The organism is Pseudomonas sp. zfem003, assembly GCF_032621675.1.
GTDB lineage: Bacteria > Pseudomonadota > Gammaproteobacteria > Pseudomonadales > Pseudomonadaceae > Metapseudomonas > Metapseudomonas otitidis.
The window spans coordinates 185,419-206,185 of sequence record NZ_JAVYJG010000006.1 but is presented as its reverse complement, the minus strand read 5'-3'; the positions used below and the strand labels follow the sequence as shown (position 1 = coordinate 206,185).

Sequence of the window (20,767 nt, the reverse complement as noted above, 5' to 3'; positions counted from 1 at the left end):
AGGATGCCATGAGCGATACAGGCAAGGCAGGTGATCTGTTGGCACAGCTGCCCAAGGGAAAGGGGCTGCCACCTGTCCACCTGTGGAACCCCGATTTCTGTGGCGACATCGACATGCGCATCGCCCGGGACGGGACCTGGTACTACCTCGGTTCGCCCATCGGGCGGAAGCCGATGGTGCGGCTGTTCTCGTCCATCATCCGCCGCGACGGCGATGACTACTTCCTGGTGACACCGGTGGAAAAGGTCGGCATCACCGTCGAGGACGCGCCCTTCGTTGCGGTAAGTGTCGAGGTGAGCGGGGAGGGCGAGCGTCAGGTGCTGCGCTTCGTCACACATGTCGAGGACGAGGTGGAGGCCGGCTCCGAGCATCCCATTCGCGTGGTGATCGATCCGGTCACCCAGGAGCCTTCGCCCTATGTACATGTGCGGGCCAACCTGGAGGCGCTGATCCACCGCAACGTCTTCTACCAACTGGTCGAGCTGGCGGTGGTGCGCGAAATCGATGGTCGTCGCTGGCTGGGGGTGTGGTCGGGCGGGGAGTTCTTCCCGATCGGCGAAGAGCCTTGATCGGCTTTCCCACAAGCAACAAAAAAGGCCCCTCGGGGCCTTTTCTGTTTGTGGCGATTACATGTTGGGGTAGTTCGGGCCACCGGTGCCTTCCGGGGCAACCCAGGTGATGTTCTGCGCCGGGTCCTTGATGTCGCAGGTCTTGCAGTGGACGCAGTTCTGGGCGTTGATCTGGAAGCGCTTGTTGCCGTCTTCCTGGGTCACCACCTCGTATACGCCGGCCGGGCAGTAGCGCTGGGCGGGCTCGTCGTACAGCGGCAGGTTCTTCTCGAGCGGAATGCTCGGGTCGGTGAGCTTCAGGTGGCAGGGTTGTTCCTCTTCGTGGTTGGTGTTGGAGAGGAATACCGAGGACAGCTTGTCGAAGCTGATCTTGCCGTCCGGCTTCGGATAGTCGATGCGCTGGGACTGGGCGGCGGGCTTCAGGCAGGCGTAGTCCGGCTTGTTGTCACGCAGGGTGAAGGGAATCTTGCCGCCGAACCAGTTCTGGTCGATGTAGTTGAACGCACCGCCGACCAGGGCGCCGTACTTGTGGATGGCGGCACCGAAGTTGCGGCTGCAGAACAGCTCGTCGTACAGCCAGCTGGACTTGAAGGCATCGACGTAGCCGGTCAGCTCGTCCCCACCTTCCTTGCCGGCGGCCAGGGCGGCGGCGATGGCCTCCGCAGCAAGCATGCCGGACTTCATGGCGGTGTGGCTGCCCTTGATCTTGGCGAAGTTCAGGGTGCCCAGGTCGCAGCCGATCAGCGCGCCGCCTGGGAAGACCATCTTCGGCAGGGAGTTCAGACCGCCCTTGCAGATGGCGCGGGCACCGTAGGCGACGCGCTTGCCGCCTTCCAGGTACTGCTTGATCACCGGGTGGTGCTTGTAGCGCTGGAACTCGTCGAACGGCGAGAGGTAGGGGTTGGCGTAGGACAGGTCGATGATCAGGCCCACGACCACCTGGTTGTTCTCCAGGTGATAGAGGAAGGAGCCGCCGGTGTTCTCGGTGCCCATGATGTCCATCGGCCAGCCGGCGGTGTGCACCACCAGGCCCTGCTCGTGCTTGGACGGGTCGATGTCCCAGATCTCCTTGATGCCGATGCCGTAGTGCTGGGCGTCGGCCTCGGAGTCGAGGTTGTATTTCTTGATCAGCTGCTTGCCGATGTGGCCACGGCAGCCTTCGGCGAACAGGGTGTACTTGGCACGCAGTTCCATGCCGGGGGTGTAGTAGACTTCCTTCGGATGGCCTTCACGGTCGACACCGAGGTCGCCGGTGACGATGCCGCGAACCACGCCATTCTCGTCGATCAGCGCTTCCTGGGCGGCGAAGCCCGGGTAGATCTCGACGCCCAGGCCTTCGGCCTGCTGGGCCAGCCAGCGGCACAGGTTGCCCAGGGAGATGATGTAGTTGCCCTCGTTGTGCATGGTCTTGGGCACGAAGAGGTCGGGGATCTTGATCGCGCCCTCTGCATCCTTGAGCATATAGATGTCGTCGCGCTTGACCGGAGTGTTCAGCGGAGCGCCCAGCTCCTTCCAGTCAGGGAACAGTTCGTTGAGCGCGCGGGGTTCGAAGACTGCACCCGAGAGGATGTGGGCGCCGACTTCGGAACCTTTCTCGACCACGCATACGCTGATCTCTTGACCAGCTTCGGCGGCCTTCTGCTTCAGTCGGCATGCTGCGGACAGGCCAGACGGGCCGGCGCCGACGATGACGACGTCGAATTCCATGTATTCGCGTTCCACTGTCTATCTCCTCAAGGCTCTCTTCGATGTTTTATGTGGGAGGGCTAGGCTCGATCCCTGACCAGAGCTGGCGCATTATATCCACACCCTTTGGTGGGTCCAATACAAACGTTTGTTTGAATTTTGTCAAAGCCTGATAGGATAAGGCTCTGCGGCTTATGACTGGGTATTTTCCCGTATTGACCGGTTTGGGTGTTACGGTCAAGATACGGTCGGTTTTGCACTCGCCGTATGGGCTGACCGTCGGTTCCGGCCGATGAGCATCACCCGCCAGGTTCGCCTTGGCGACATTCTTATTTCACCGGAGAGTAACGAGGAATCCATGAAGGTTCTTGTAGCTGTCAAACGAGTGGTCGACTACAACGTCAAGGTCCGCGTCAAGGCGGACAACTCCGGCGTCGACCTCGCCAACGTCAAGATGTCGATGAACCCCTTCTGCGAGATCGCTGTCGAAGAGGCCGTGCGTCTGAAGGAAAAAGGCGTCGCGACCGAAATCGTCGTCGTCACCATTGGCCCGAACACCGCTCAAGAGCAGCTGCGTACTGCCCTGGCCCTCGGTGCTGACCGCGCCATCCTGGTCGAGTCGGCCGATGAGCTGAACTCCCTGGCCGTCGCCAAGCTGCTTAAAGCCGTCGTGGACAAGGAGCAACCCCAGCTCGTGATCCTCGGCAAGCAGTCCATCGACAGCGACAACAACCAGACCGGCCAGATGCTGGGCGCCCTCACTGGCTTCGCCCAGGGCACCTTCGCCTCCAAGGTCGAAGTCGCTGGCGACAAGGTCAACGTCACCCGTGAGATCGACGGCGGCCTGCAGACCGTGGCCCTGAACCTCCCGGCCATCGTCACCACCGACCTGCGTCTGAACGAGCCGCGCTACGCTTCGCTGCCGAACATCATGAAGGCCAAGAAGAAGCCGCTGGACGTGGTTACCCCCGACGCCCTGGGCGTTTCCACCGCCTCCACCGTCAAGACCCTGAAAGTCGAAGCGCCTGCTGCCCGCAGCGCCGGCATCAAGGTCAAGTCCGTGGCTGAACTGGTCGAGAAACTGAAGAACGAGGCGAAGGTAATCTAAATGGCTATCCTGGTTATCGCTGAACACACTAACTCCGCCCTGGCCGCCGCTACCCTGAACGTAGTGACCGCTGCCCAGAAGATCGGCGGCGACATTCACGTTCTGGTTGCCGGTTCCGGCGTTGGCGGTGCTGCCGAAGCGGCTGCCAAGGTTGCTGGCGTTTCCAAGGTACTGGTTGCTGACAACGCGGCTTTCGCCCATCAGCTGCCGGAAAACGTCGCGCCCCTGATCGCCGAGCTGGGCAAGGGCTACAGCCACGTCCTGGCTGCTGCCACCACCAACGGCAAGAACTTCCTGCCGCGCGCTGCTGCACTGCTGGACGTCGACCAGATCTCCGAGATCATCGCCGTTGAAAGTGCCGACACCTTCAAGCGTCCGATCTACGCCGGTAACGCCATCGCCACCGTGCAGTCCACTGCTGCCATCAAGGTGATCACCGTTCGTACCACCGGTTTCGACGCTGCTGCTGCCGAAGGTGGCTCCGCCGCCATCGAAGCCGTGGGCGCTGCCAACGACGCTGGCAAGTCCGCCTTCGTGGGTGAAGAGCTGGCCAAGTCCGACCGTCCCGAACTGACCGCAGCCAAGATCGTCGTCTCCGGCGGCCGTGGCATGGGCAACGGTGACAACTTCAAGCACCTGTACTCCCTGGCCGACAAGCTGGGCGCTGCCGTCGGTGCTTCCCGCGCCGCCGTCGACGCCGGCTTCGTGCCGAACGACATGCAGGTCGGGCAGACCGGCAAGATCGTCGCCCCGCAGCTGTACATCGCCGTGGGCATCTCCGGTGCCATCCAGCACCTGGCCGGCATGAAGGACTCCAAGGTCATCGTCGCCATCAACAAGGACGAAGAAGCCCCGATCTTCCAGGTGGCTGACTACGGCCTGGTGGCTGACCTGTTCGAAGCCGTACCCGAGCTGGAAAAGCTGGTCTGATCCCGCTGCTCCAGTCGTGAAGAAGCCCGCCTCCTGGCGGGCTTTTTCATCCCTGCATGATTCCTGGCGGCAACCATCCTGACCTGTCTCCTGAGGTCTGCACCTACGTCCCTGCTTCGCTCATGGGCGGGCGCTGCAGCCTCCGTTCGACTCCCAACAAAAAGCCCGCCATGAGGCGGGCTCTTCGAGCGATCCAGCCGGTGTCAGCGTGTCAGCTTCAGGCTGCGAACCATCGCCAGGGTCATCAGCAGGGCGGTGGCCGCCCAGCCGATGGCCTGGATGTTGCCCAGTGTTTCCTCGACAAGCTGGGGAATGATCCCCAGGCCGATCATCAGGGCCAGCAGCAGCGTCTCGCGGCGCGAGGCGCTGACCGGGCGGGCGAGATAGAACAGCGCCGGCAGCAGCAGTGCTGCGCTGGGGAAGCTGCGGTAGCGCGCATCGAACACCAGGCCCAGCATCAGCACCGCGCCGACGAAGCCGGCACCGAGCAGCCACCAGCCGCCACGGGCTTCCAGCCAGGCGAACAGGCGTTCACGCGCTGCACCCCGGGCGGACAGGCTCAGCACACCGTGGGCCAGCACCACCAGGTTCAGCGCCACGATGGCGGCGGCCCAGGCCCACTCGCCGGCATAGCGTGCGGTCACGCGGGTCAGCTCGGCCCACATGCCGATGCTGCCGGCGCCCAGGGCGGCCAGCAGCGGCATCAGCCAGGCCGCGCGCACCGAGGCGGGGCGGCCACCCAGAGCGAGGGCGACCAGGAACAACAGGGCGCTGGCGCCCAGCCAGTTCGGCCAGTGGGGGAGGTTGGAGACCGGCCCGGCCAGCACGCCTTTCTCGGTACGGTCGGCGCTGAACAGACCCCAATAGCCGCCCACCGCACCTTCGCTGACGCGCTTCCAGGGCTGGTCGAAGGCTTCGATCAGGTTGTAGCGCCAGCCGTTTTCCTCGGCCATGTGGACGAAGCCACGGATGAACTTGGCCTCGTTCACGCGGCTGGGCAGGGCGGTTTCGCGCTGGCGTCCCTCGCTGGGCCAGCCGGTCTCGCCGATCAGGATGTCCTTGGGCGCGAAGCGCTTGCCGAAGTCCTCGCGGATCTCGCCGACGTGGGCGAGGGCCTCGTCGATCCCCGCCGGGTCATCTTCCCAGTAGGGCAGCAGGTGGATAGTGAGGAAGTCCACCGCCGGAGCCACCTCCGGGTGGCGTAGCCAGAACTCCCACACATCGGCGTAGGTCACCGGTTGCTTCACCTGGGCTTTCACCTCGGTGATGAGCTTGGCCAGCTGGGCGCCGGTCACTTCCTTGCGCAACAGGGTCTCGTTGCCGACGATCACTGCCTCGACCACGTCCGGGTTGGCGTTGGCGGCTTTCACCAGCGCGGTGATTTCCTTGCCGGTGTCCACCGGGTTGCCGTTGACCCAGGCGCCGAGCATCAGCTTCAGCCCGTGCTTGCGGGCCAGCTCCGGCATGGCTTCGAGGCCGGTCATCGAATAGGTGCGCACGCAGTGGAAGCGCGTCGCCAGCAGCGCCAGGTCGGCATCCATGCGTTCGGGGCGCAGGACGAACGGCTGGTCGAACGGCGATTGGTCCTTGTCGAACGGGCTGTAGGACGCGCATTGCAGCTTGTGGGTCGGCGTGGCGGCGTCCGGCAGGATCACCGGCTTGCCCTGGCCGTACCAGAGGCCGGCGAGCGACAACAGGGCGATCAGAGATGCGAACAGGTAGGGAAACAGGGGGAATCGGCTGGTTGGGCTCATTGGATGTGTCGCGACTGGCGGCAAAGCGCCGAATCTTAGCGGATTAGCACCCTGCGTAGGAATGTGCCTTTCCTTCCGATCCGCCGCTGCCTGTGTCCAGTCGTTACCTATGCCCTCAGGCGTGGCGATGACCCCAGCCCGCAAAGCCGTTCGCACCATCGATGCCCCGGGCTTCCAGGCGCTTCCAGAGCTTCTCGTGCAGATGGAAACCCACCGAGTTCACCAAGGGTTCCACCAGGGCCACCAGGCCGCCGACCGTCACGCTGCCGGTGAGCAGGTAGGCCACCGTGAAGGCGATGCCGAAGTGCATGAGGGTGAAGGTCACGGTCTTGAGCATGATGGCGTTCCGCAGTTGCGAATGATTCAAGTTCGCCAGGCTAATGGCCGTGCGGCGCGGAAGGAAATGCAACGCGGGAATGGTGACGATAGCCCCGGTCAATCAAGGGTGTACGACCTTGGTCTAGAAAGCTGCGGCGCTACGACTAAGGTCGTCTGTCACCCGTGCATGGTCGATCTAGAGTTGCTTTCACCACCCATGTGCTGTGGAGGACAACAACAAAATGAACGACAGCATTTACCAACGGATTCACGAGAATCCGCGCTTCAAGGAACTGGTGACCAAGCGTGAACGTTTCGCCTGGTTGCTCTCTGCCATCATGCTCGGCCTCTACCTGGCCTTCATCCTGCTGATCGCTTTCGAGCCGCAGGTACTGGGCATGCGCCTCAGCGCCGACTCGCCGATCACCCTCGGCATTCCGATCGGCGTCGGGATCATCCTCACCGCCTTCGTCCTGACCGGTGTCTACGTGCGCCGCGCCAACGGCGAGTTCGACCGGCTGAACCAGGAAATCCTCAAGGAGGCGCAGCAATGAGCGCGCGTATTCTCTCGCTTCTTGCCGCCGCGGGCCTGATGGTCGCCGCGCCGGCACTCTGGGCAGCCGGTGCCATCGAAGGCGATGTGCAACGCCAGCCGGTGAACGTGTCCGCCATCGTCATGTTCGTGGCCTTCGTCGGCTTCACCCTCTGCATCACCTACTGGGCCTCCAAGCGCAGCAAGTCGACTGCCGACTTCTACACCGCCGGCGGCAGCATCACCGGCTTCCAGAACGGCCTGGCGATTGCCGGCGACTACATGTCCGCCGCGTCCTTCCTGGGCATTTCCGCGCTGGTGTTCACCTCGGGCTATGACGGCCTGATCTACTCCATCGGCTTCCTCGTCGGTTGGCCGGTGATCCTGTTCCTGATCGCCGAACGCCTGCGCAACCTCGGCAAGTACACCTTCGCCGACGTCGCCTCCTACCGCCTGAAGCAGAAGGAAATCCGCACCCTCTCCGCCTGCGGTTCGCTGGTGGTGGTGGCCTTCTACCTGATCGCGCAGATGGTCGGTGCCGGCAAGCTGATCGAGCTGCTGTTCGGCCTGAACTACCACGTCGCCGTGGTCCTGGTGGGCATCCTGATGGTCTGCTACGTGCTGTTCGGCGGCATGCTGGCCACCACCTGGGTGCAGATCATCAAGGCCGTGCTGCTGCTCTCCGGCGCCTCCTTCATGGCGATCATGGTGCTCAAACACGTCAACTTCGACTTTGCCGCCCTGTTCAGCGAGGCCATCAAGGTCCACCCGAAAGGCGAGGCCATCATGAGCCCCGGCGGTTTGGTGAAGGATCCGATCTCGGCCATCTCCCTGGGCCTGGCGCTGATGTTCGGCACCGCTGGCCTGCCGCACATCCTGATGCGCTTCTTCACCGTGAGCGATGCCAAGGAAGCCCGTAAATCGGTGTTCTTCGCCACCGGCTTCATCGGCTACTTCTACATCCTGACCTTCATCATCGGCTTCGGCGCCATCCTGCTGGTCAGCACCAACCCGGCCTTCAAGGACGCCACCGGCGCCCTCATCGGCGGCAACAACATGGCGGCGGTGCACCTGGCCAACGCCGTGGGTGGCAGCCTGTTCCTCGGCTTCATCTCCGCCGTTGCCTTCGCCACCATCCTCGCGGTCGTGGCAGGCCTGACCCTGGCCGGCGCCTCGGCCGTGTCCCACGACCTGTACGCCTCCGTGGTCAAGAAGGGCAAGGCCAACGAGAAGGATGAGCTGCGCGTCTCGAAGATCACCACCGTCGCACTGGGCGTCCTGGCCATCGGCCTGGGCATCCTGTTCGAGAAGCAGAACATCGCCTTCATGGTGGGCCTGGCCTTCTCCATCGCCGCCAGCTGCAACTTCCCGGTGCTGATCCTTTCCATGTACTGGAAGAAGCTGACCACCCGTGGCGCCATGATCGGTGGCTGGCTGGGTCTGGTAACGGCCGTCACGCTGATGATCCTCGGCCCGACCATCTGGGTTCAGATCCTCGGCCACGCCGAAGCCATCTACCCCTACGAGTACCCGGCCCTGTTCTCCATCCTGGTGGCCTTCGTTGGTATCTGGTTCTTCTCCATCACCGACAAGTCCGCGGCGGCTGATGAAGAGCGTGCACGCTTCTTCCCGCAGTTCGTCCGCTCCCAGACCGGCCTGGGTGCCAGTGGCGCCGTCGCCCACTGATCGCTCGGCCAACAAGAAGAAGGGCAGCCACTGGCTGCCCTTTTTCTTTTTCGAGCCGGTCGTTCGCCGCGCTAGATGCGCCCCAGCAGCATCAGCACGATGAGGATTACCAACAGCGCACCGACGATGCCGGACGGGCCATAGCCCCAGGAGCGGGAGTGGGGGAAGACCGGCAGTCCGCCGACCAGCAGGAGGATCAGGATCAGCAGCAGGATGGTGCTCAGGCCCATGGTGGACTCCTTGTTTCTGATTGGTTCTGGACTTCCTGGCGCAGGGCGGCGAGGCTTTGCGGCCTTTTCTACCCGTGCCTATGTGTTCCGACTTCAGCGGTGCGCAGCGGGTTCAGGGTGTTTTCATTCCAGCCTTATCAAGGAGGCGGCGCGGGGATGCGCCGACAGCGAGCGGATGATCGAACGGATCGCGGCGGATGCGGTGGTGCTGGTGCACCTGGCCTTCATTCTTTTCGTGCTGCTGGGTGGGTTGGCTGTGCTGGTGCGCACCTGGATGGCGATGCTGCATCTGCCGGCCGTGGCCTGGGGCGCCTGCGTGGAGCTGCTGCACCTGCGCTGTCCGCTGACGGACCTGGAAAACAGCTTGCGGCAGGCGGCTGGCGAGTCGGGCTACCCCGGTGGCTTTGTCGAGCGCTACATCCTGCCGGTGATTTACCCGGCCGGGTTGACCGACGCCATTCAGCTCTGGCTGGGCGCCGTGGTCATCAGCCTCAACCTGCTGGTCTACGGGCTGGTGCTGTGGCGGGCGCTGAAGCGCCGCACGGCCTTTTGAGGCGTTCTCGGGGATGCCGCTCGCGGGGCGCTGCGCAAGCCCGTGAAGCAACGTTTTGCACCGGTCATTCAGCGTCCTGATTTCGCGCTTCGGCGCCAGGGGCCTCGCTACACTGCGGGCATCTAGCACAGCAGAAGGCACCCTCACCATGCACAACCGCATCATGATCACTGGCGCCGGCTCGGGCCTGGGCCGCGAGATCGCCCTGCGCTGGGCCCGCGAAGGCAGCAAGCTCGCCCTGTCCGACGTCAACGAGGCCGGCCTGGCGGAAACCCTCGCCCTGGTTCGCGAAGCCGGCGGCGATGGCTTCACCCAGCGTTGCGATGTGCGTGACTACAGCCAGCTCACCGCATTCGCCCAGGCCTGCGAGCAGAAGCTTGGTGGCATCGACATCATCGTCAACAACGCTGGCGTCGCCTCCGGCGGCTTCTTCGAGGAACTGTCCCTGGAGGATTGGGACTGGCAGATCGCGATCAACCTCATGGGCGTGGTCAAGGGCTGCAAGGCCTTCCTGCCGTTGCTGCAGAAGAGCCGTGGGCGCATCGTCAACATCGCCTCCATGGCGGCGCTGATGCAGGGCCCGGCCATGAGCAACTACAACGTGGCCAAGGCCGGCGTGGTGGCCCTGTCGGAAAGCCTGCTGATCGAATTGCGCCAGGAGGGCATCGGCGTCCATGTGGTCTGCCCATCATTCTTCCAGACCAACCTGCTGGATTCCTTCCGTGGCCCGACCCCGGCCATGAAGCAGCAGGTGGGCAAGCTGCTGGAAAGCTCGCCGATCAGCGCCGCCGACATCGCCAGCTATATCTACGACGAAGTGGCCGCCGGCACCTTCATGATCCTGCCCCACGAACAGGGCCGGATGGCCTGGACCATCAAGCAGAAGAACCCCCAGGCCCTCTACGACGAAATGGCCACCATGGCCGAGAAAATGCGCGCCAGGAACCGCCAGGCGTCCTGATCGCTCGGTCAATTTCTGGGGCTTCCAGCCTTGCCTGGCCGGGGAGGGGAGTAGTAGGGTTCCGCTCCCCGACCTGCCTGTCGACGACCCTGGAAGCCCTGTGAAGCCTGTATCCCGAGCCCTCCTGATGCTCGCCCTGGTGCTGGGAGCGATCAACCTTCGCCCCGGCATCACCTCCCTCGCCCTGCTCATCGAGCGCATTGCCGCCGAGTTGTCCCTGAGCCGCGGGCTGATCAGCCTGACCACCGCACTGCCGGTCCTCTGCATGGGGCTGCTGGCCCCGCTGGCGCCACGCCTGGCTGTGCGCTTCGGGCTGGAGCGGGTCATCGCCGGCTGCCTGGGGTTGATCGGCTTGGCCCTGGCGGCCCGTCTCGGGTCGCACCACAGCGCCGTGCTGATCGGCAGCGCGGCCGCCCTGGGCGCCGGCATCGCCATCGCCGGCCCGCTGATGTCGGGTTTCATCAAGCGCCATTTCCATGACCACGTCGGCCGGGTCGTCGCCTGGTATGCCCTGAGCATGACCGTGGGCGGTGCAGCCGGTGCGGTGCTCACCGAGCCGGTGGTGGCGCTGGCCCAGGGTGGCTGGCACCTGGGCCTGGCCGCCTGGGCCATTCCCGCCGGGGTGGCGATGCTGCTCTGGCTGTGCCTGCCCAATCGTGCCGAAAAAGCCGAGGAGGGCGGGGCGGCTGGCCTGCCCTGGCGTGAGCCGCGTGCGTGGTTGATCACCGCCTTCTTCGCCATCCAGGCCGGCTTGTTCTACGCCCTGGCTACTTGGCTGGTGGCCCGCTATGGCGAGGCCGGCTTCAGCAGCCTGCGCAGCAACAGCCTGTTCAGCCTGTTCATGCTGATGGGGTTGCCCAGCTCCTTCGTGCTGCCCTGGCTGGCCCAGCGTTTTGGCAACCGCTATCACCTGCTGCTGGCGTGCGGCTTCATCAGCACGCTGTGCCTGGCGATGATCACCTTCGCGCCGACCCGGGTGCCCGAGCTCTGGGCGCTGTTGCTGGGCCTGGGGCTCTCCGGTTCCTTCTCCCTGGCCATGGTGCTGCCGCTCTATGAGGTGAACAGCTCCCTCGCCGTGAGCCGCTGGACGGCGATGATGCTGTTCGCCGGCTACAGCCTCGGCAGCCTGACGCCGGTGCTCGCCGGCCTCGGCCGGGACCTGGCGGGCGACTACCAGGGGCCCTTCATGGTCATCACCGCGCTGGCCTCGCTGCTCTGCGTGCTGGCCTGGCTGCTGGGGCGCGGCAAGGCGGATGCGCGGAAATAGCGCGCAGTTCCTTTCCTGGCCGCCGGCCCTGTGTTAGAAGGCTGCCTCAGTTTTCCTGGAGTGCTTGTGTGGACTCTGAATCCATCGTCTATGGCTGCATCCGCGATTGGCCGTCCGATGATCCCGAGGTGCTGGATCATCGCCGCGAGACCAATCGTGAGGTGATCGAGCGCCTGCCTGCCGGCGATATCTGGCCCTTTCTCGGCCGCGAGATGTTCTCCTTCAGCCGTCGCCCCGGGCTCGGCCTCTACCAGACCCAGGTGATTCACTTCGGCGCCAGCTACCCCGCCATCGAGTACGAGTGGAACCTCTGGGTGAAGCAGTTCGAGGCGTTGCTGGAGCAGCTCTACTGGGGCAGCGCCGTGGTGCACCTGGAGACGGAGCTCAACGGCACCCACACCTTCCGCTGGGAAAGCGAGCAGGGCTTCCACAGCCCGCAGGAGGCCGGCCTGCGCGTGCGCTGTGCCTGGGAACGGGAAGGCGCGTTGCGCGGTTGACATCAGGCGGCCGGCTCCGGCCGCACTCGCCCTGGAGGCACCCATGCTCAACTACCTGTGGTTCTTTCTCGCGGCGCTGTTCGAGATCGCCGGCTGCTACGCCTTCTGGATGTGGCTGCGGCTTGGACGCAGTGCGCTGTGGATCGCCCCCGGGCTGCTGAGCCTCACCCTGTTCGCCCTCCTGCTCACCCGGGTCGAAGCGGCCTACGCGGGGCGGGCCTACGCCGCCTACGGCGGGGTCTACATCGTCGCGTCACTCTGCTGGCTGGCCTTCGTCGAGCGCACCCGCCCGCTGGCCAGCGACTGGCTGGGCGCGGCGCTCTGCATCATCGGTGCTGCCATCATCCTGCTCGGGCCGCGCGTTTCCTCGTCCTGACCCCTCCGTCGCGTTCGTCTGATCCTGTTACTGGTTGGGGTGGAAAGCCGCCCTGTGACTGCTAGATTTTCGCACTCGGTGTTCGAAGATCCCTACGTCAGGCCCGCTCAACCATAACAAGCAGGACGGACCCGCCATGGATACCTGCCAATCGTTTTCGACCGTCGAAATCAAGAACCTGGTGTTCCAGCACCTGTGCGACTGCTCGCCTGCCCAGCAGGTGGTGTTCGCCGCCTGCCGCGTGCCCTTCTATGCCTGCACCCGCCTGCGCTCCGGCGAGCCGGAGGATGTGCTGGTGGTGGCCGAACTGCCCAACGGCATCCTCTATTTCGGCGAGGGTGACGAAGGCTTCGGGCTCGGCCTGCCGGACGGGCAGGGGCGGCTGCATTGCCAGGGGCAATACGCCCTGGCACTGACCCAGGCGCTCAGCCGAGCGGGTTTTCATCGCTAGGCGCGCGGGCGCTGCGCTGGGCTTATGCCTCGCTGGAATGAAGCCATAGCGAAATGATCCAATGAAATAACTTGCGCGCAAAATTAATGAGCGATAAATTTATCGCCATGAAGATTTGAGCGCTAAATGAAATCGCGCAAATCGAATCGGATCTACCCCAACGCAACCTGATCACGAGGACCGCACCATGAGCATCGAAAACGTCGTATACCGCGCCTATGCAGAAGCCACCGGTGGCCGTGATGGCCGTGCCGTTTCCTCCGATGGCGTGCTGGACGTCGCCCTGACCACCCCACGCGAACTGGGCGGTGCCGGCGGCTCGGGCACCAACCCCGAGCAACTCTTCGCGGCCGGTTACTCGGCGTGCTTCATCGGCGCGATGAAGTTCGTCGCGGCACGGGACAAGTACCCGATGCCGGCTGACGCCTCCATCGAAGGGATCGTCGGCATCGGCGCCATCCCCAACGGCTTCGGCATCGAGGTGGAGCTGCAGATCAGCCTGCCGGGGATGGACAAGGCTCAGGCCCGCGAACTGGTGGACAAGGCCCACATCGTCTGCCCGTACTCCAACGCCACCCGCGGCAACATCGACGTCACCCTGACCCTGGTCTGACCGTCGGCACAAATGAAAAAGGCCCCTCACGGGGCCTTTTTCATGTCAGGCGAGTTTCAGCAGGGTCATGCCGCCTACCAGCAAGCTCAGGCCGAGCCAGCCGCGCCAGGCCAACCGCTGGCCGAACAGGGCCCAGCCGAGGGCAACGGTGGCGATGATGCCGAAGCCGCCCCAGATGGCGTAGGCCATCGACAGCTCCATGCCCTGCACCGCCTGGGCCAGCGCGGTGAAGGCCGCGAGGATGCAGAGGATGGACAGGCCGCCGAGCAGGCGCCGGCGGAAGCCGTCGGAGTACTTGAGCAGAATGTTGGCCAGGACTTCCAGGACGATGGCCACGCCCAGCCAGGCGAAGTGAATCCAGGTCACGGTGCTCATGCTGCCACCTCCTGGCGAGTCGGCTCGGTCGAGCTGTGGGTGCCGAACTTGATCAGCAGGATGCCGGCAATCATCACGCCGATGCCCAGCGCCTTGGCCATGCCGAGGCTTTCCCCGAGCCAGGCGACGCTGACGGCGGTGATCAGCACGATGCCAATGCCCTCCCAGAGAGCGTAGGCGACCCCGACCGGGACGCGTTTGACGGCCAGTGCCAGGAAGAAATACGACAGGCCGATCAGCCCGTACATCAGCAGGTGCCCCAGCACCGGGTTGTTTTCGTTGGCAAAGGACATGGAGGTGGTGCCGACGACCTCGAAGAAGATCGCCGTCAGAAGATAGATCCAGGAACGCATGGTGCCCTCCCATGGGCATTGCGGGCTCGCCGGCAGTGGCGAATCGCCCGTGTTTCGGTTTCGGGTGTGCGCAGGGCGCAGGTGGCCGAAGTTGTCCGGCCCGAATGGGAGGGGCGCTACAGGTCGCCGGTCCAGTGGCCCTCGCGGGACACCAGACGGGAGAAGGACAGGGAAGGGGAGTGACTGTTCAACATAATGAACGGAATATTAACTTTAGGTATCCATGCGTATCAATCGATAGGTTTTGGCTAAATGTTTCCACGATTGTTACGGATTTGAGCGCGCCTGATTTCTGGGTTGGCAAAAACCTGTTCGCTTTATTGATCGTTCTGGGGCTTCGGCGCCCTGGAGCGGCAGACGCTGCCAGGGGCACCTGGAAAACGCGCTGGATGGCCCGTTCCACGGGGCTTAGACCATGGTCCAAGTCCGGTAAGACCATGGTCGAATGGCCCCACTGACAGGCGGGGGATACAAAAGACGGCATACAAAAACAACTACCCGTCGAGGTATGAGACATGAGTGCTGCTTCACTGTATCCGGTGCGTCCCGAGGTGGCTGAAAAGTCGCTGACCAACGAGGCGACCTACAAGGCCATGTACCAGCAGTCGGTGATCAACCCCGATGGTTTCTGGCGCGAGCAGGCTCAGCGCATCGACTGGATCAAGCCGTTCACCAAGGTCAAGCAGACCTCCTTCGACGACCATCACGTCGACATCAAGTGGTTCGCCGACGGCACCCTCAACCTCTCCGCCAACTGCCTGGACCGTCACCTCGCCGAGCGCGGCGACCAGCTGGCGATCATCTGGGAAGGCGACGACCCATCCGAGCACCGCAACATCACCTACCGCGAGCTGCACGAAGAAGTGTGCAAGTTCGCCAGCGCCCTGCGCGGCCAGGATGTGCACCGCGGTGACGTGGTTACCATCTACATGCCGATGATCCCCGAGGCGGTGGTGGCCATGCTGGCCTGCACCCGCATCGGCGCCATCCACTCCGTGGTCTTCGGCGGCTTCTCCCCCGAAGCCCTGGCCGGTCGCATCATCGACTGCAAGTCCAAGGTGGTGATCACCGCCGACGAAGGCCTGCGTGGCGGCAAGAAGACCCCGCTGAAAGCCAATGTCGACGACGCCCTGACCAACCCCGAGACCAACAGCGTCCAGAAGCTCATCGTGGTCAAACGCACCGGCTCCACCATCAAGTGGAACCCGCACCGCGACGTCTGGTACGAGGATCTGATGAAGGTCGCCTCCAGCCAGTGCCTGCCGAAGGAAATGGGTGCCGAGGACCCGCTGTTCATCCTCTACACCTCCGGCTCCACCGGTAAGCCCAAGGGCGTGCTGCACACCACCGGCGGCTATCTGGTCTACGCCTCGCTGACCCATGAGCGCGTGTTCGACTACCGCCCGGGCGAAGTCTTCTGGTGCACCGCCGACATCGGCTGGGTCACCGGCCACACCTACCTGGTGTACGGGCCGCTCTCCAACGGTGCCACCACCCTGATGTTCGAGGGCGTGCCGAACTACCCGGACGTCAGCCGCGTCGCCAAGATCATCGACAAGCACAAGGTCAACATCCTCTACACCGCCCCCACCGCCATTCGCGCGATGATGGCCGAGGGCAAGGCCGCCGTGGCCGGTGCCGACGGTTCCAGTCTGCGCCTGCTGGGTTCGGTGGGTGAGCCGATCAACCCGGAAGCCTGGCACTGGTACTACGAGAACGTCGGCCAGTCCCGCTGCCCGATCGTCGACACCTGGTGGCAGACCGAGACCGGCGCCTGCCTGATGACCCCGCTGCCGGGAGCCCACGCCCTCAAGCCGGGCTCTGCCGCGCGGCCCTTCTTCGGCGTGCAGCCGGCCCTGGTGGACAACCTGGGCAACCTGATCGAAGGCGCCGCCGAAGGCAACCTGGTAATCATCGACTCCTGGCCGGGCCAGGCCCGTACCCTGTACGGCGACCACGACCGCTACGTCGACACCTACTTCAAGACCTTCAAGGGCATGTACTTCACCGGTGACGGTGCCCGTCGCGACGAGGACGGCTACTACTGGATCACCGGCCGCGTCGACGACGTGCTCAACGTCTCCGGCCACCGCATGGGTACCGCCGAGATCGAGAGCGCGATGGTCGCTCACCCGAAAGTCGCCGAGGCCGCCGTGGTCGGCGTCCCCCACGACATCAAGGGACAGGGCATCTACGTCTACGTCACCCTCAACGCCGGCGTGGAATCCTCCGAAGCGCTGCGCCAGGAGCTGAAGCAGTGGGTGCGCCGCGAGATCGGCCCCATCGCCACGCCGGACGTGATCCAGTGGGCACCCGGCCTGCCCAAGACCCGCTCCGGCAAGATCATGCGCCGCATCCTGCGCAAGATCGCCGTGGCCGAGTACGACACCCTCGGCGACATCTCCACGCTGGCTGATCCTGGCGTGGTGCAGCACCTCATCGACACCCATCGCACCATGCAGGCCGCCTGACCCGGCGACCTCCCGCTCCAGCGAACGCCCCGCCCGGCCACAAGCCCGGCGGGGCGTTCTGCTTCTGGTCGATTGATATCGGACGGTGCCAGCGGCAGGCGTGTGGCAACGAGGGATAGCGAGCGGTAACAGTCGGGGTGTAACCTTGCGCGCCATTCTGGGGCGCCTGGGAGCAGATTGCCCCAGGCTGGTGCTGAATGAGGTGGGGCTGACAGCCCGGTAGCGGGCTGGAACGCCCGTTTTTACTGGGGGTGTTGGAAAGTGGTCTGGTAATTGCTTTTCTAGAAGGTTCTGAATTGAACTGCCTAGTCACGAAAGCAGGCTGCTGTCAACCTCTCCCTCCCGGCCGTCCTGGCCTTTTGTAATTTGTTGTCGCATTGAAGAAATATCGACTTTAGGGCTGTCGCTAGAATGCCGCTCACCCGGCCAAGGCCATTTCCCTGAGTTCAATCAAGGTAAATTCCGCGCCTATTTCTACAATTCGCTGAATGGTCTGGGCACGATCTCTCCTGCCAGCAGATGCTTCCCTATTCCAAGGAGTCAAACATGAAGAAGATTGCCCTTCTCGGCGCTCTGGCGCTGACCCTGCTGTCGCCGCTGGCAGCCACTGCCGATGATTCCAAGCCCCTGCGCATTGGCATCGAGGCCGCTTACCCGCCCTTCGCCTTCAAGACCCCGGACGGCAAGATCACCGGCTTCGACTACGACATCGGCAACGCCCTCTGCGAAGAGATGAAGGTCAAGTGCCAGTGGATCGAGCAGGAGTTCGATGGCCTGATCCCCGCCCTCAAGGTGCGCAAGTTCGACGCCGTGCTGTCCTCGATGACCATCACCGAAGACCGCAAGAAGTCCGTCGACTTCACCAACCGCTACTACCTGACCCCGATCAAGCTGGCGATGAAGGCCGGCACCGTGATCAACGACCCGCTGGTGGACCTCAAAGGCAAGAAGGTCGGCGTCCAGCGCGCCAGCACCTACGACCGCTTCGCCACCGAGGTCTACGCCCCGGCCGGCATCGAAGTGGTGCGCTACAGCTCGCAGAACGAAGTGTTCCTCGACATGACCGCCGGCCGCCTCGACGCGACCCTGGCCGATGCCGTGAACATCGACGACGGCTTCCTCAAGACCGAAGCCGGCAAGGGCTTCGCCCTGGTAGGCCCGGACTACACCGATCCGAAGTACTTCGGTGAAGGCGCCGGTATCGCCGTTCGCAAGGGCGACAAGGCCCTGGCGGACAAGATCAACGCCGCCATCGCCGCCATCCGTGCCAACGGCAAGTACAAGGAAGTCCAGGACAAGTACTTCCAGTTCAACATCTACGGCGAGTAATCCCCTCCGCCCTTCCCCGGAAGTGGCACAACCAGGACGTTGAGGTCGCGCGTGCGACCACGGCACCGCGCGACCGGGCGTCACGGTCGGCGGCTAACCTGCAGGTTGTGCCACTTTTTCATTGCAGCGGTGCTGTCCGGTTTCACCTGGGGCGCTGCAAGAGGACCTGAAACATGCTCAACGGCTACGGCTCGACCATTCTCGAGGGTGCCTGGCTCACCCTGCTGCTGGCGCTGTCCTCCATGTCCATGGCCATCCTGCTCGGCCTGGTCGGCGCGGCCTTCCGCCTGTCGCCGGTGCGCTGGCTGGCCATCATGGGGGATGCCTACGCCACCGTGGTCCGCGGCATTCCCGACCTGGTGCTGATCCTGCTGATCTTCTACGGCGGCCAGCAGGTGGTGAACCTGGTGGGGCCGATGGTCGGCTATGACGACTACATCGACCTCGACCCGTTCTGGTCCGGGGTCTTCACCCTCGGCTTCATCTTCGGTGCCTACCTGTCCGAGACCTTCCGGGGCGCCTTCATGGCCATCCCGAAAGGGCAGGGCGAGGCCGGCTTCGCCTACGGCATGAGCGGTCGCCAGGTGTTCTTCCGCATCCTGGTGCCGCAGATGATCCGCTTCGCCATCCCCGGCTTCACCAACAACTGGCTGGTGCTGACCAAGGCCACCGCGCTGGTGTCCGTAGTGGGCCTGCAGGACATGATGTTCAAGGCCAAGAGCGCGGCGGACGCCACCCGCGAGCCCTTCACCTTCTTCCTGGCCGTGGCGGGTCTGTACCTGGTGCTGACCAGCGTGTCGCTGCTGGCGTTGCGCTTCCTGGAAAAACGTTACTCCGTCGGCATCAAGGCCGCCGATCTGTGAGCGAGAGGGCGCATCCGTGATCTTCGACTACACCGTCATCTACGAGAACCTGCCGCTCTACTTCAGCGGCGTGCTGGTGACCCTCAAGCTGCTGGCCATTTCCCTGGCCGTCGGCCTGCTGGTGGCCGTGCCCCTGGCGCTGATGCGGGTCTCCAAGCAGCCCATGGTCAACTTCCCGGCCTGGCTCTACACCTACGTCATCCGCGGCACCCCGATGCTGGTGCAGCTGTTCCTCATCTACTACGGCCTGGCCCAGTTCGAGGCCGTGCGCGCAAGCTGGCTCTGGCCCTACCTGTCCAACGCCACCTTCTGTGCCTGCCTGGCGTTCGCCATCAACACCAGTGCCTACACCGCCGAGATCCTCGCCGGCAGCCTCAAGGCCACGCCCCACGGCGAGATCGAAGCGGCCAAGGCCATCGGCATGTCCCGCGCCAAACTGTACCGCCGCATCCTGCTGCCCTCGGCCCTGCGCCGTGCGCTGCCGCAGTACAGCAACGAAGTGATCATGATGCTGCACACCACCAGCCTGGCCTCCATCGTCACCCTGGTGGACATCACCGGCGCCGCGCGCACCGTGAACTCGCAGTACTACCTGCCGTTCGAGGCGTTCATCACCGCCGGCCTGTTCTACCTGTGCCTGACCTTCATCCTGGTGCGCCTGTTCAAGCTGGCCGAGCGCCGCTGGCTGGCCTACCTGGCTCCGCGCAAGGCCTGATGCCATGGAGCGCATCGATCACGAACTGCCCTGGGGCCTGCCCGGTACCCGCCGCCAGCTGAGCGTCTTCCGCTTCGGCGCCGGCGCGCGCAAGGCGTACCTGCAGGCGTCCCTGCATGCCGACGAACTGCCGGGCATGCGCGTGGCGGTGGAGCTCAAGCGGCGCCTGGCCGAACTGGAGGCCGAAGGCCGCCTGACCGGCTGCATCGAACTGGTGCCGGTGGCCAACCCCATCGGCCTCGGCCAGGTGCTGCAGGCCACCCACCTGGGTCGCTTCGAGTTCACCAGTGGGCGCAACTTCAACCGGGGCTTCGTCGACCTGGCGGCCCAGATCGAGGCCAGCCTGGAAGGGCGCCTGGGTGATGACGCTGATGCCAACCGCACCACCATCCGCGAGGCCATGCGGGCCGCCCTGCGCCAGCTGCCGCCGGCCACTTCGGAGCTGGAGGGGCTGCAGCGCCTGCTGCTGACCCACGCCTGCGACGCCGACCTGGTGCTGGACCTGCATTGCGACCTGGAGGCGGCCGTGCACCTGTACTGCCTGCCGCAGCACGCCGCGCCGCTGGCCGGGCTCTCGGCCCGCCTGGGGGCCGCGGCCGTACTCACCGCTGAAGAGTCCGGCGGCAGCTCGTTCGACGAGGCCTGCTCGCTGCCCTGGCTGCGCCTGGCCCGGCGCTTCCCGCAGGCGTCGATTCCGCTGGCCTGCGTGGCCAGCACGGTCGAGCTGGGCGGCGTGGCCGATACCGACCGCCCGCTGTCCGAGGCTCGCGCCGAGGCCATTCTCGCAGTGCTCGCCGAGCACGGGTTGATCGACGGTGACTGGCCGGCCGCTCCGCCGGCACGGTGCGAGCCGACCCCCTTCGAGGGCACCGAACTGCTCTATCCGCCCCACGCCGGCGTGGTCAGCTTCCTGCAGCCTGCCGGTGCGCGGGTCAGGGCTGGCGAGCCGCTGTTCGAAGTGATCGACCCCTTGAGCGACCGCCATTCCACGGTGTGCGCCACGGTGGACGGCGTGCTGTTCGCCCGTGAGCGCACCCGCTTCGCCCAACCCGGACTGTGGCTGGCCAAGGTGGCCGGCCGTGAACCCATTCGTCAGGGACGCTTGCTGAGCGACTGATCCAATCGCATCG

General features: G+C 64.5%; 23 protein-coding genes. 17 read left to right on the top strand and 6 right to left on the bottom strand.

Annotated elements, in window-relative coordinates; translation table 11 throughout:
- Positions 1–8: 8 nt before the first annotated feature.
- The gene (locus RTK35_RS14985; RefSeq protein WP_236212776.1) at positions 9–569 is read left to right on the top strand and encodes a DUF1285 domain-containing protein; all 561 of its coding nucleotides are present in this window, start codon (positions 9–11) and stop codon (positions 567–569) included.
- A 57-nt stretch (positions 570–626) separates the two neighbouring features.
- Here the strand turns inward: RTK35_RS14985 and RTK35_RS14980 are convergent, their stop codons facing one another.
- Positions 627–2,291 carry an electron transfer flavoprotein-ubiquinone oxidoreductase gene (locus RTK35_RS14980; protein ID WP_316908346.1) on the bottom strand — a complete coding sequence of 555 codons (1,665 nt, stop codon included), beginning with the start codon at positions 2,289–2,291 and terminating at the stop codon, positions 627–629.
- A gap of 322 nt (positions 2,292–2,613) precedes the next feature.
- On the opposite strand from RTK35_RS14980, the gene RTK35_RS14975 reads away from it, so the two are divergent.
- Both RTK35_RS14975 and RTK35_RS14970 read left to right on the top strand, forming a co-directional pair.
- Complete coding sequence (locus RTK35_RS14975) at positions 2,614–3,363, top strand: electron transfer flavoprotein subunit beta/FixA family protein (RefSeq protein ID WP_069559679.1); 750 nt, start codon at positions 2,614–2,616, stop codon at positions 3,361–3,363.
- Complete coding sequence (locus RTK35_RS14970; protein ID WP_044412364.1) at positions 3,364–4,293, top strand: electron transfer flavoprotein subunit alpha/FixB family protein; 930 nt, start codon at positions 3,364–3,366, stop codon at positions 4,291–4,293.
- A 203-nt stretch (positions 4,294–4,496) separates the two neighbouring features.
- Here the strand turns inward: RTK35_RS14970 and RTK35_RS14965 are convergent, their stop codons facing one another.
- Positions 4,497–6,047, bottom strand: a complete 1,551-nt coding sequence (locus tag RTK35_RS14965) for a beta (1-6) glucans synthase (RefSeq protein WP_074970124.1) — start codon at positions 6,045–6,047, stop codon at positions 4,497–4,499.
- Between the two features lie 115 nt (positions 6,048–6,162).
- Complete coding sequence (locus RTK35_RS14960) at positions 6,163–6,384, bottom strand: DUF2061 domain-containing protein (protein ID WP_044412359.1); 222 nt, start codon at positions 6,382–6,384, stop codon at positions 6,163–6,165.
- A gap of 223 nt (positions 6,385–6,607) precedes the next feature.
- Between RTK35_RS14960 and RTK35_RS14955 the strand changes: the two genes are divergently transcribed.
- Together RTK35_RS14955 and RTK35_RS14950 are read left to right on the top strand one after the other, a co-directional pair.
- Complete coding sequence (locus RTK35_RS14955) at positions 6,608–6,919, top strand: DUF485 domain-containing protein (protein ID WP_044412356.1); 312 nt, start codon at positions 6,608–6,610, stop codon at positions 6,917–6,919.
- The gene (locus RTK35_RS14950) at positions 6,916–8,583 is read left to right on the top strand and encodes a cation acetate symporter (RefSeq protein WP_044412354.1); all 1,668 of its coding nucleotides are present in this window, start codon (positions 6,916–6,918) and stop codon (positions 8,581–8,583) included. The genes RTK35_RS14955 and RTK35_RS14950 overlap by 4 nt, the downstream gene beginning before the upstream one ends.
- A 71-nt stretch (positions 8,584–8,654) precedes the next feature.
- On the opposite strand, the gene RTK35_RS14945 is transcribed toward RTK35_RS14950, so the two are convergent.
- Positions 8,655–8,813, bottom strand: coding sequence for a DUF3309 family protein (locus tag RTK35_RS14945; protein ID WP_044412351.1), 159 nt, complete (start codon positions 8,811–8,813; stop codon positions 8,655–8,657).
- A 175-nt stretch (positions 8,814–8,988) separates the two neighbouring features.
- Here RTK35_RS14945 and RTK35_RS14940 point away from each other — a divergent pair, with 175 nt between their 5' ends.
- From RTK35_RS14940 to RTK35_RS14910, 7 genes are all read left to right on the top strand, one after another.
- Positions 8,989–9,366, top strand: coding sequence for a DUF2784 domain-containing protein (locus RTK35_RS14940; RefSeq protein WP_316908527.1), 378 nt, complete (start codon positions 8,989–8,991; stop codon positions 9,364–9,366).
- A 148-nt stretch (positions 9,367–9,514) separates the two neighbouring features.
- Positions 9,515–10,327, top strand: a complete 813-nt coding sequence (locus tag RTK35_RS14935; RefSeq protein ID WP_074970130.1) for an SDR family oxidoreductase — start codon at positions 9,515–9,517, stop codon at positions 10,325–10,327.
- 100 nt (positions 10,328–10,427) lie between these two features.
- Complete coding sequence (locus RTK35_RS14930; RefSeq protein WP_316908345.1) at positions 10,428–11,594, top strand: CynX/NimT family MFS transporter; 1,167 nt, start codon at positions 10,428–10,430, stop codon at positions 11,592–11,594.
- A gap of 68 nt (positions 11,595–11,662) precedes the next feature.
- The gene (locus RTK35_RS14925; protein ID WP_074970134.1) at positions 11,663–12,091 is read left to right on the top strand and encodes a hypothetical protein; all 429 of its coding nucleotides are present in this window, start codon (positions 11,663–11,665) and stop codon (positions 12,089–12,091) included.
- 43 nt (positions 12,092–12,134) lie between these two features.
- Positions 12,135–12,467, top strand: a complete 333-nt coding sequence (locus RTK35_RS14920; protein WP_074970136.1) for a YnfA family protein — start codon at positions 12,135–12,137, stop codon at positions 12,465–12,467.
- A gap of 136 nt (positions 12,468–12,603) precedes the next feature.
- Positions 12,604–12,918 carry a hypothetical protein gene (locus RTK35_RS14915; protein ID WP_044412331.1) on the top strand — a complete coding sequence of 105 codons (315 nt, stop codon included), beginning with the start codon at positions 12,604–12,606 and terminating at the stop codon, positions 12,916–12,918.
- Positions 12,919–13,105: 187 nt separating this feature from the next.
- Positions 13,106–13,531: an organic hydroperoxide resistance protein gene (locus RTK35_RS14910; RefSeq protein WP_044412328.1), complete on the top strand. Its 426-nt coding sequence runs from the start codon at positions 13,106–13,108 to the stop codon at positions 13,529–13,531.
- Between the two features lie 45 nt (positions 13,532–13,576).
- Here RTK35_RS14910 and mdtI read toward each other — a convergent pair whose 3' ends face one another.
- Both mdtI and RTK35_RS14900 read right to left on the bottom strand, forming a co-directional pair.
- Positions 13,577–13,906 (bottom strand): multidrug/spermidine efflux SMR transporter subunit MdtI, encoded by a 330-nt coding sequence (mdtI, locus tag RTK35_RS14905; RefSeq protein WP_044412325.1) that lies wholly within the window; start codon positions 13,904–13,906, stop codon positions 13,577–13,579.
- Complete coding sequence (locus RTK35_RS14900) at positions 13,903–14,259, bottom strand: multidrug efflux SMR transporter (RefSeq protein WP_279815649.1); 357 nt, start codon at positions 14,257–14,259, stop codon at positions 13,903–13,905. The genes mdtI and RTK35_RS14900 overlap by 4 nt, the downstream gene beginning before the upstream one ends.
- A 515-nt stretch (positions 14,260–14,774) precedes the next feature.
- Here RTK35_RS14900 and acs point away from each other — a divergent pair.
- The 5 genes from acs to RTK35_RS14875 all read left to right on the top strand — a co-directional run bounded on the left by acs (position 14,775) and on the right by RTK35_RS14875 (position 20,754).
- Positions 14,775–16,730, top strand: a complete 1,956-nt coding sequence (gene acs, locus RTK35_RS14895; protein WP_316908344.1) for an acetate--CoA ligase — start codon at positions 14,775–14,777, stop codon at positions 16,728–16,730.
- 546 nt (positions 16,731–17,276) lie between these two features.
- Entirely contained in the window at positions 17,277–18,059 is a 783-nt protein-coding gene (locus RTK35_RS14890) for an ABC transporter substrate-binding protein (protein ID WP_044412316.1), read from the top strand.
- A gap of 173 nt (positions 18,060–18,232) precedes the next feature.
- Complete coding sequence (locus RTK35_RS14885) at positions 18,233–18,922, top strand: ABC transporter permease (RefSeq protein ID WP_160480015.1); 690 nt, start codon at positions 18,233–18,235, stop codon at positions 18,920–18,922.
- 16 nt (positions 18,923–18,938) lie between these two features.
- Positions 18,939–19,637 (top strand): ABC transporter permease, encoded by a 699-nt coding sequence (locus tag RTK35_RS14880; RefSeq protein WP_044412311.1) that lies wholly within the window; start codon positions 18,939–18,941, stop codon positions 19,635–19,637.
- 4 nt (positions 19,638–19,641) lie between these two features.
- Complete coding sequence (locus RTK35_RS14875; protein WP_316908343.1) at positions 19,642–20,754, top strand: M14 family metallopeptidase; 1,113 nt, start codon at positions 19,642–19,644, stop codon at positions 20,752–20,754.
- The last annotated feature ends 13 nt before the right edge of the window (positions 20,755–20,767 follow it).

Coding starts and splice junctions, on each gene's coding strand:
- RTK35_RS14985 (WP_236212776.1), top strand. CDS start 9: ATGAGCGATACAGGCAAGGCAGGTGATCTGTTGGCACAGCTGCCCAAG.
- RTK35_RS14975 (WP_069559679.1), top strand. CDS start 2,614: ATGAAGGTTCTTGTAGCTGTCAAACGAGTGGTCGACTACAACGTCAAG.
- RTK35_RS14970 (WP_044412364.1), top strand. CDS start 3,364: ATGGCTATCCTGGTTATCGCTGAACACACTAACTCCGCCCTGGCCGCC.
- RTK35_RS14965 (WP_074970124.1), bottom strand. CDS start 6,047: ATGAGCCCAACCAGCCGATTCCCCCTGTTTCCCTACCTGTTCGCATCT.
- RTK35_RS14960 (WP_044412359.1), bottom strand. CDS start 6,384: ATGCTCAAGACCGTGACCTTCACCCTCATGCACTTCGGCATCGCCTTC.
- RTK35_RS14955 (WP_044412356.1), top strand. CDS start 6,608: ATGAACGACAGCATTTACCAACGGATTCACGAGAATCCGCGCTTCAAG.
- RTK35_RS14950 (WP_044412354.1), top strand. CDS start 6,916: ATGAGCGCGCGTATTCTCTCGCTTCTTGCCGCCGCGGGCCTGATGGTC.
- RTK35_RS14945 (WP_044412351.1), bottom strand. CDS start 8,813: ATGGGCCTGAGCACCATCCTGCTGCTGATCCTGATCCTCCTGCTGGTC.
- RTK35_RS14940 (WP_316908527.1), top strand. CDS start 8,989: ATGATCGAACGGATCGCGGCGGATGCGGTGGTGCTGGTGCACCTGGCC.
- RTK35_RS14935 (WP_074970130.1), top strand. CDS start 9,515: ATGCACAACCGCATCATGATCACTGGCGCCGGCTCGGGCCTGGGCCGC.
- RTK35_RS14920 (WP_074970136.1), top strand. CDS start 12,135: ATGCTCAACTACCTGTGGTTCTTTCTCGCGGCGCTGTTCGAGATCGCC.
- RTK35_RS14915 (WP_044412331.1), top strand. CDS start 12,604: ATGGATACCTGCCAATCGTTTTCGACCGTCGAAATCAAGAACCTGGTG.
- RTK35_RS14910 (WP_044412328.1), top strand. CDS start 13,106: ATGAGCATCGAAAACGTCGTATACCGCGCCTATGCAGAAGCCACCGGT.
- mdtI (WP_044412325.1), bottom strand. CDS start 13,906: ATGAGCACCGTGACCTGGATTCACTTCGCCTGGCTGGGCGTGGCCATC.
- RTK35_RS14900 (WP_279815649.1), bottom strand. CDS start 14,259: ATGCGTTCCTGGATCTATCTTCTGACGGCGATCTTCTTCGAGGTCGTC.
- acs (WP_316908344.1), top strand. CDS start 14,775: ATGAGTGCTGCTTCACTGTATCCGGTGCGTCCCGAGGTGGCTGAAAAG.
- RTK35_RS14890 (WP_044412316.1), top strand. CDS start 17,277: ATGAAGAAGATTGCCCTTCTCGGCGCTCTGGCGCTGACCCTGCTGTCG.
- RTK35_RS14885 (WP_160480015.1), top strand. CDS start 18,233: ATGCTCAACGGCTACGGCTCGACCATTCTCGAGGGTGCCTGGCTCACC.
- RTK35_RS14875 (WP_316908343.1), top strand. CDS start 19,642: ATGGAGCGCATCGATCACGAACTGCCCTGGGGCCTGCCCGGTACCCGC.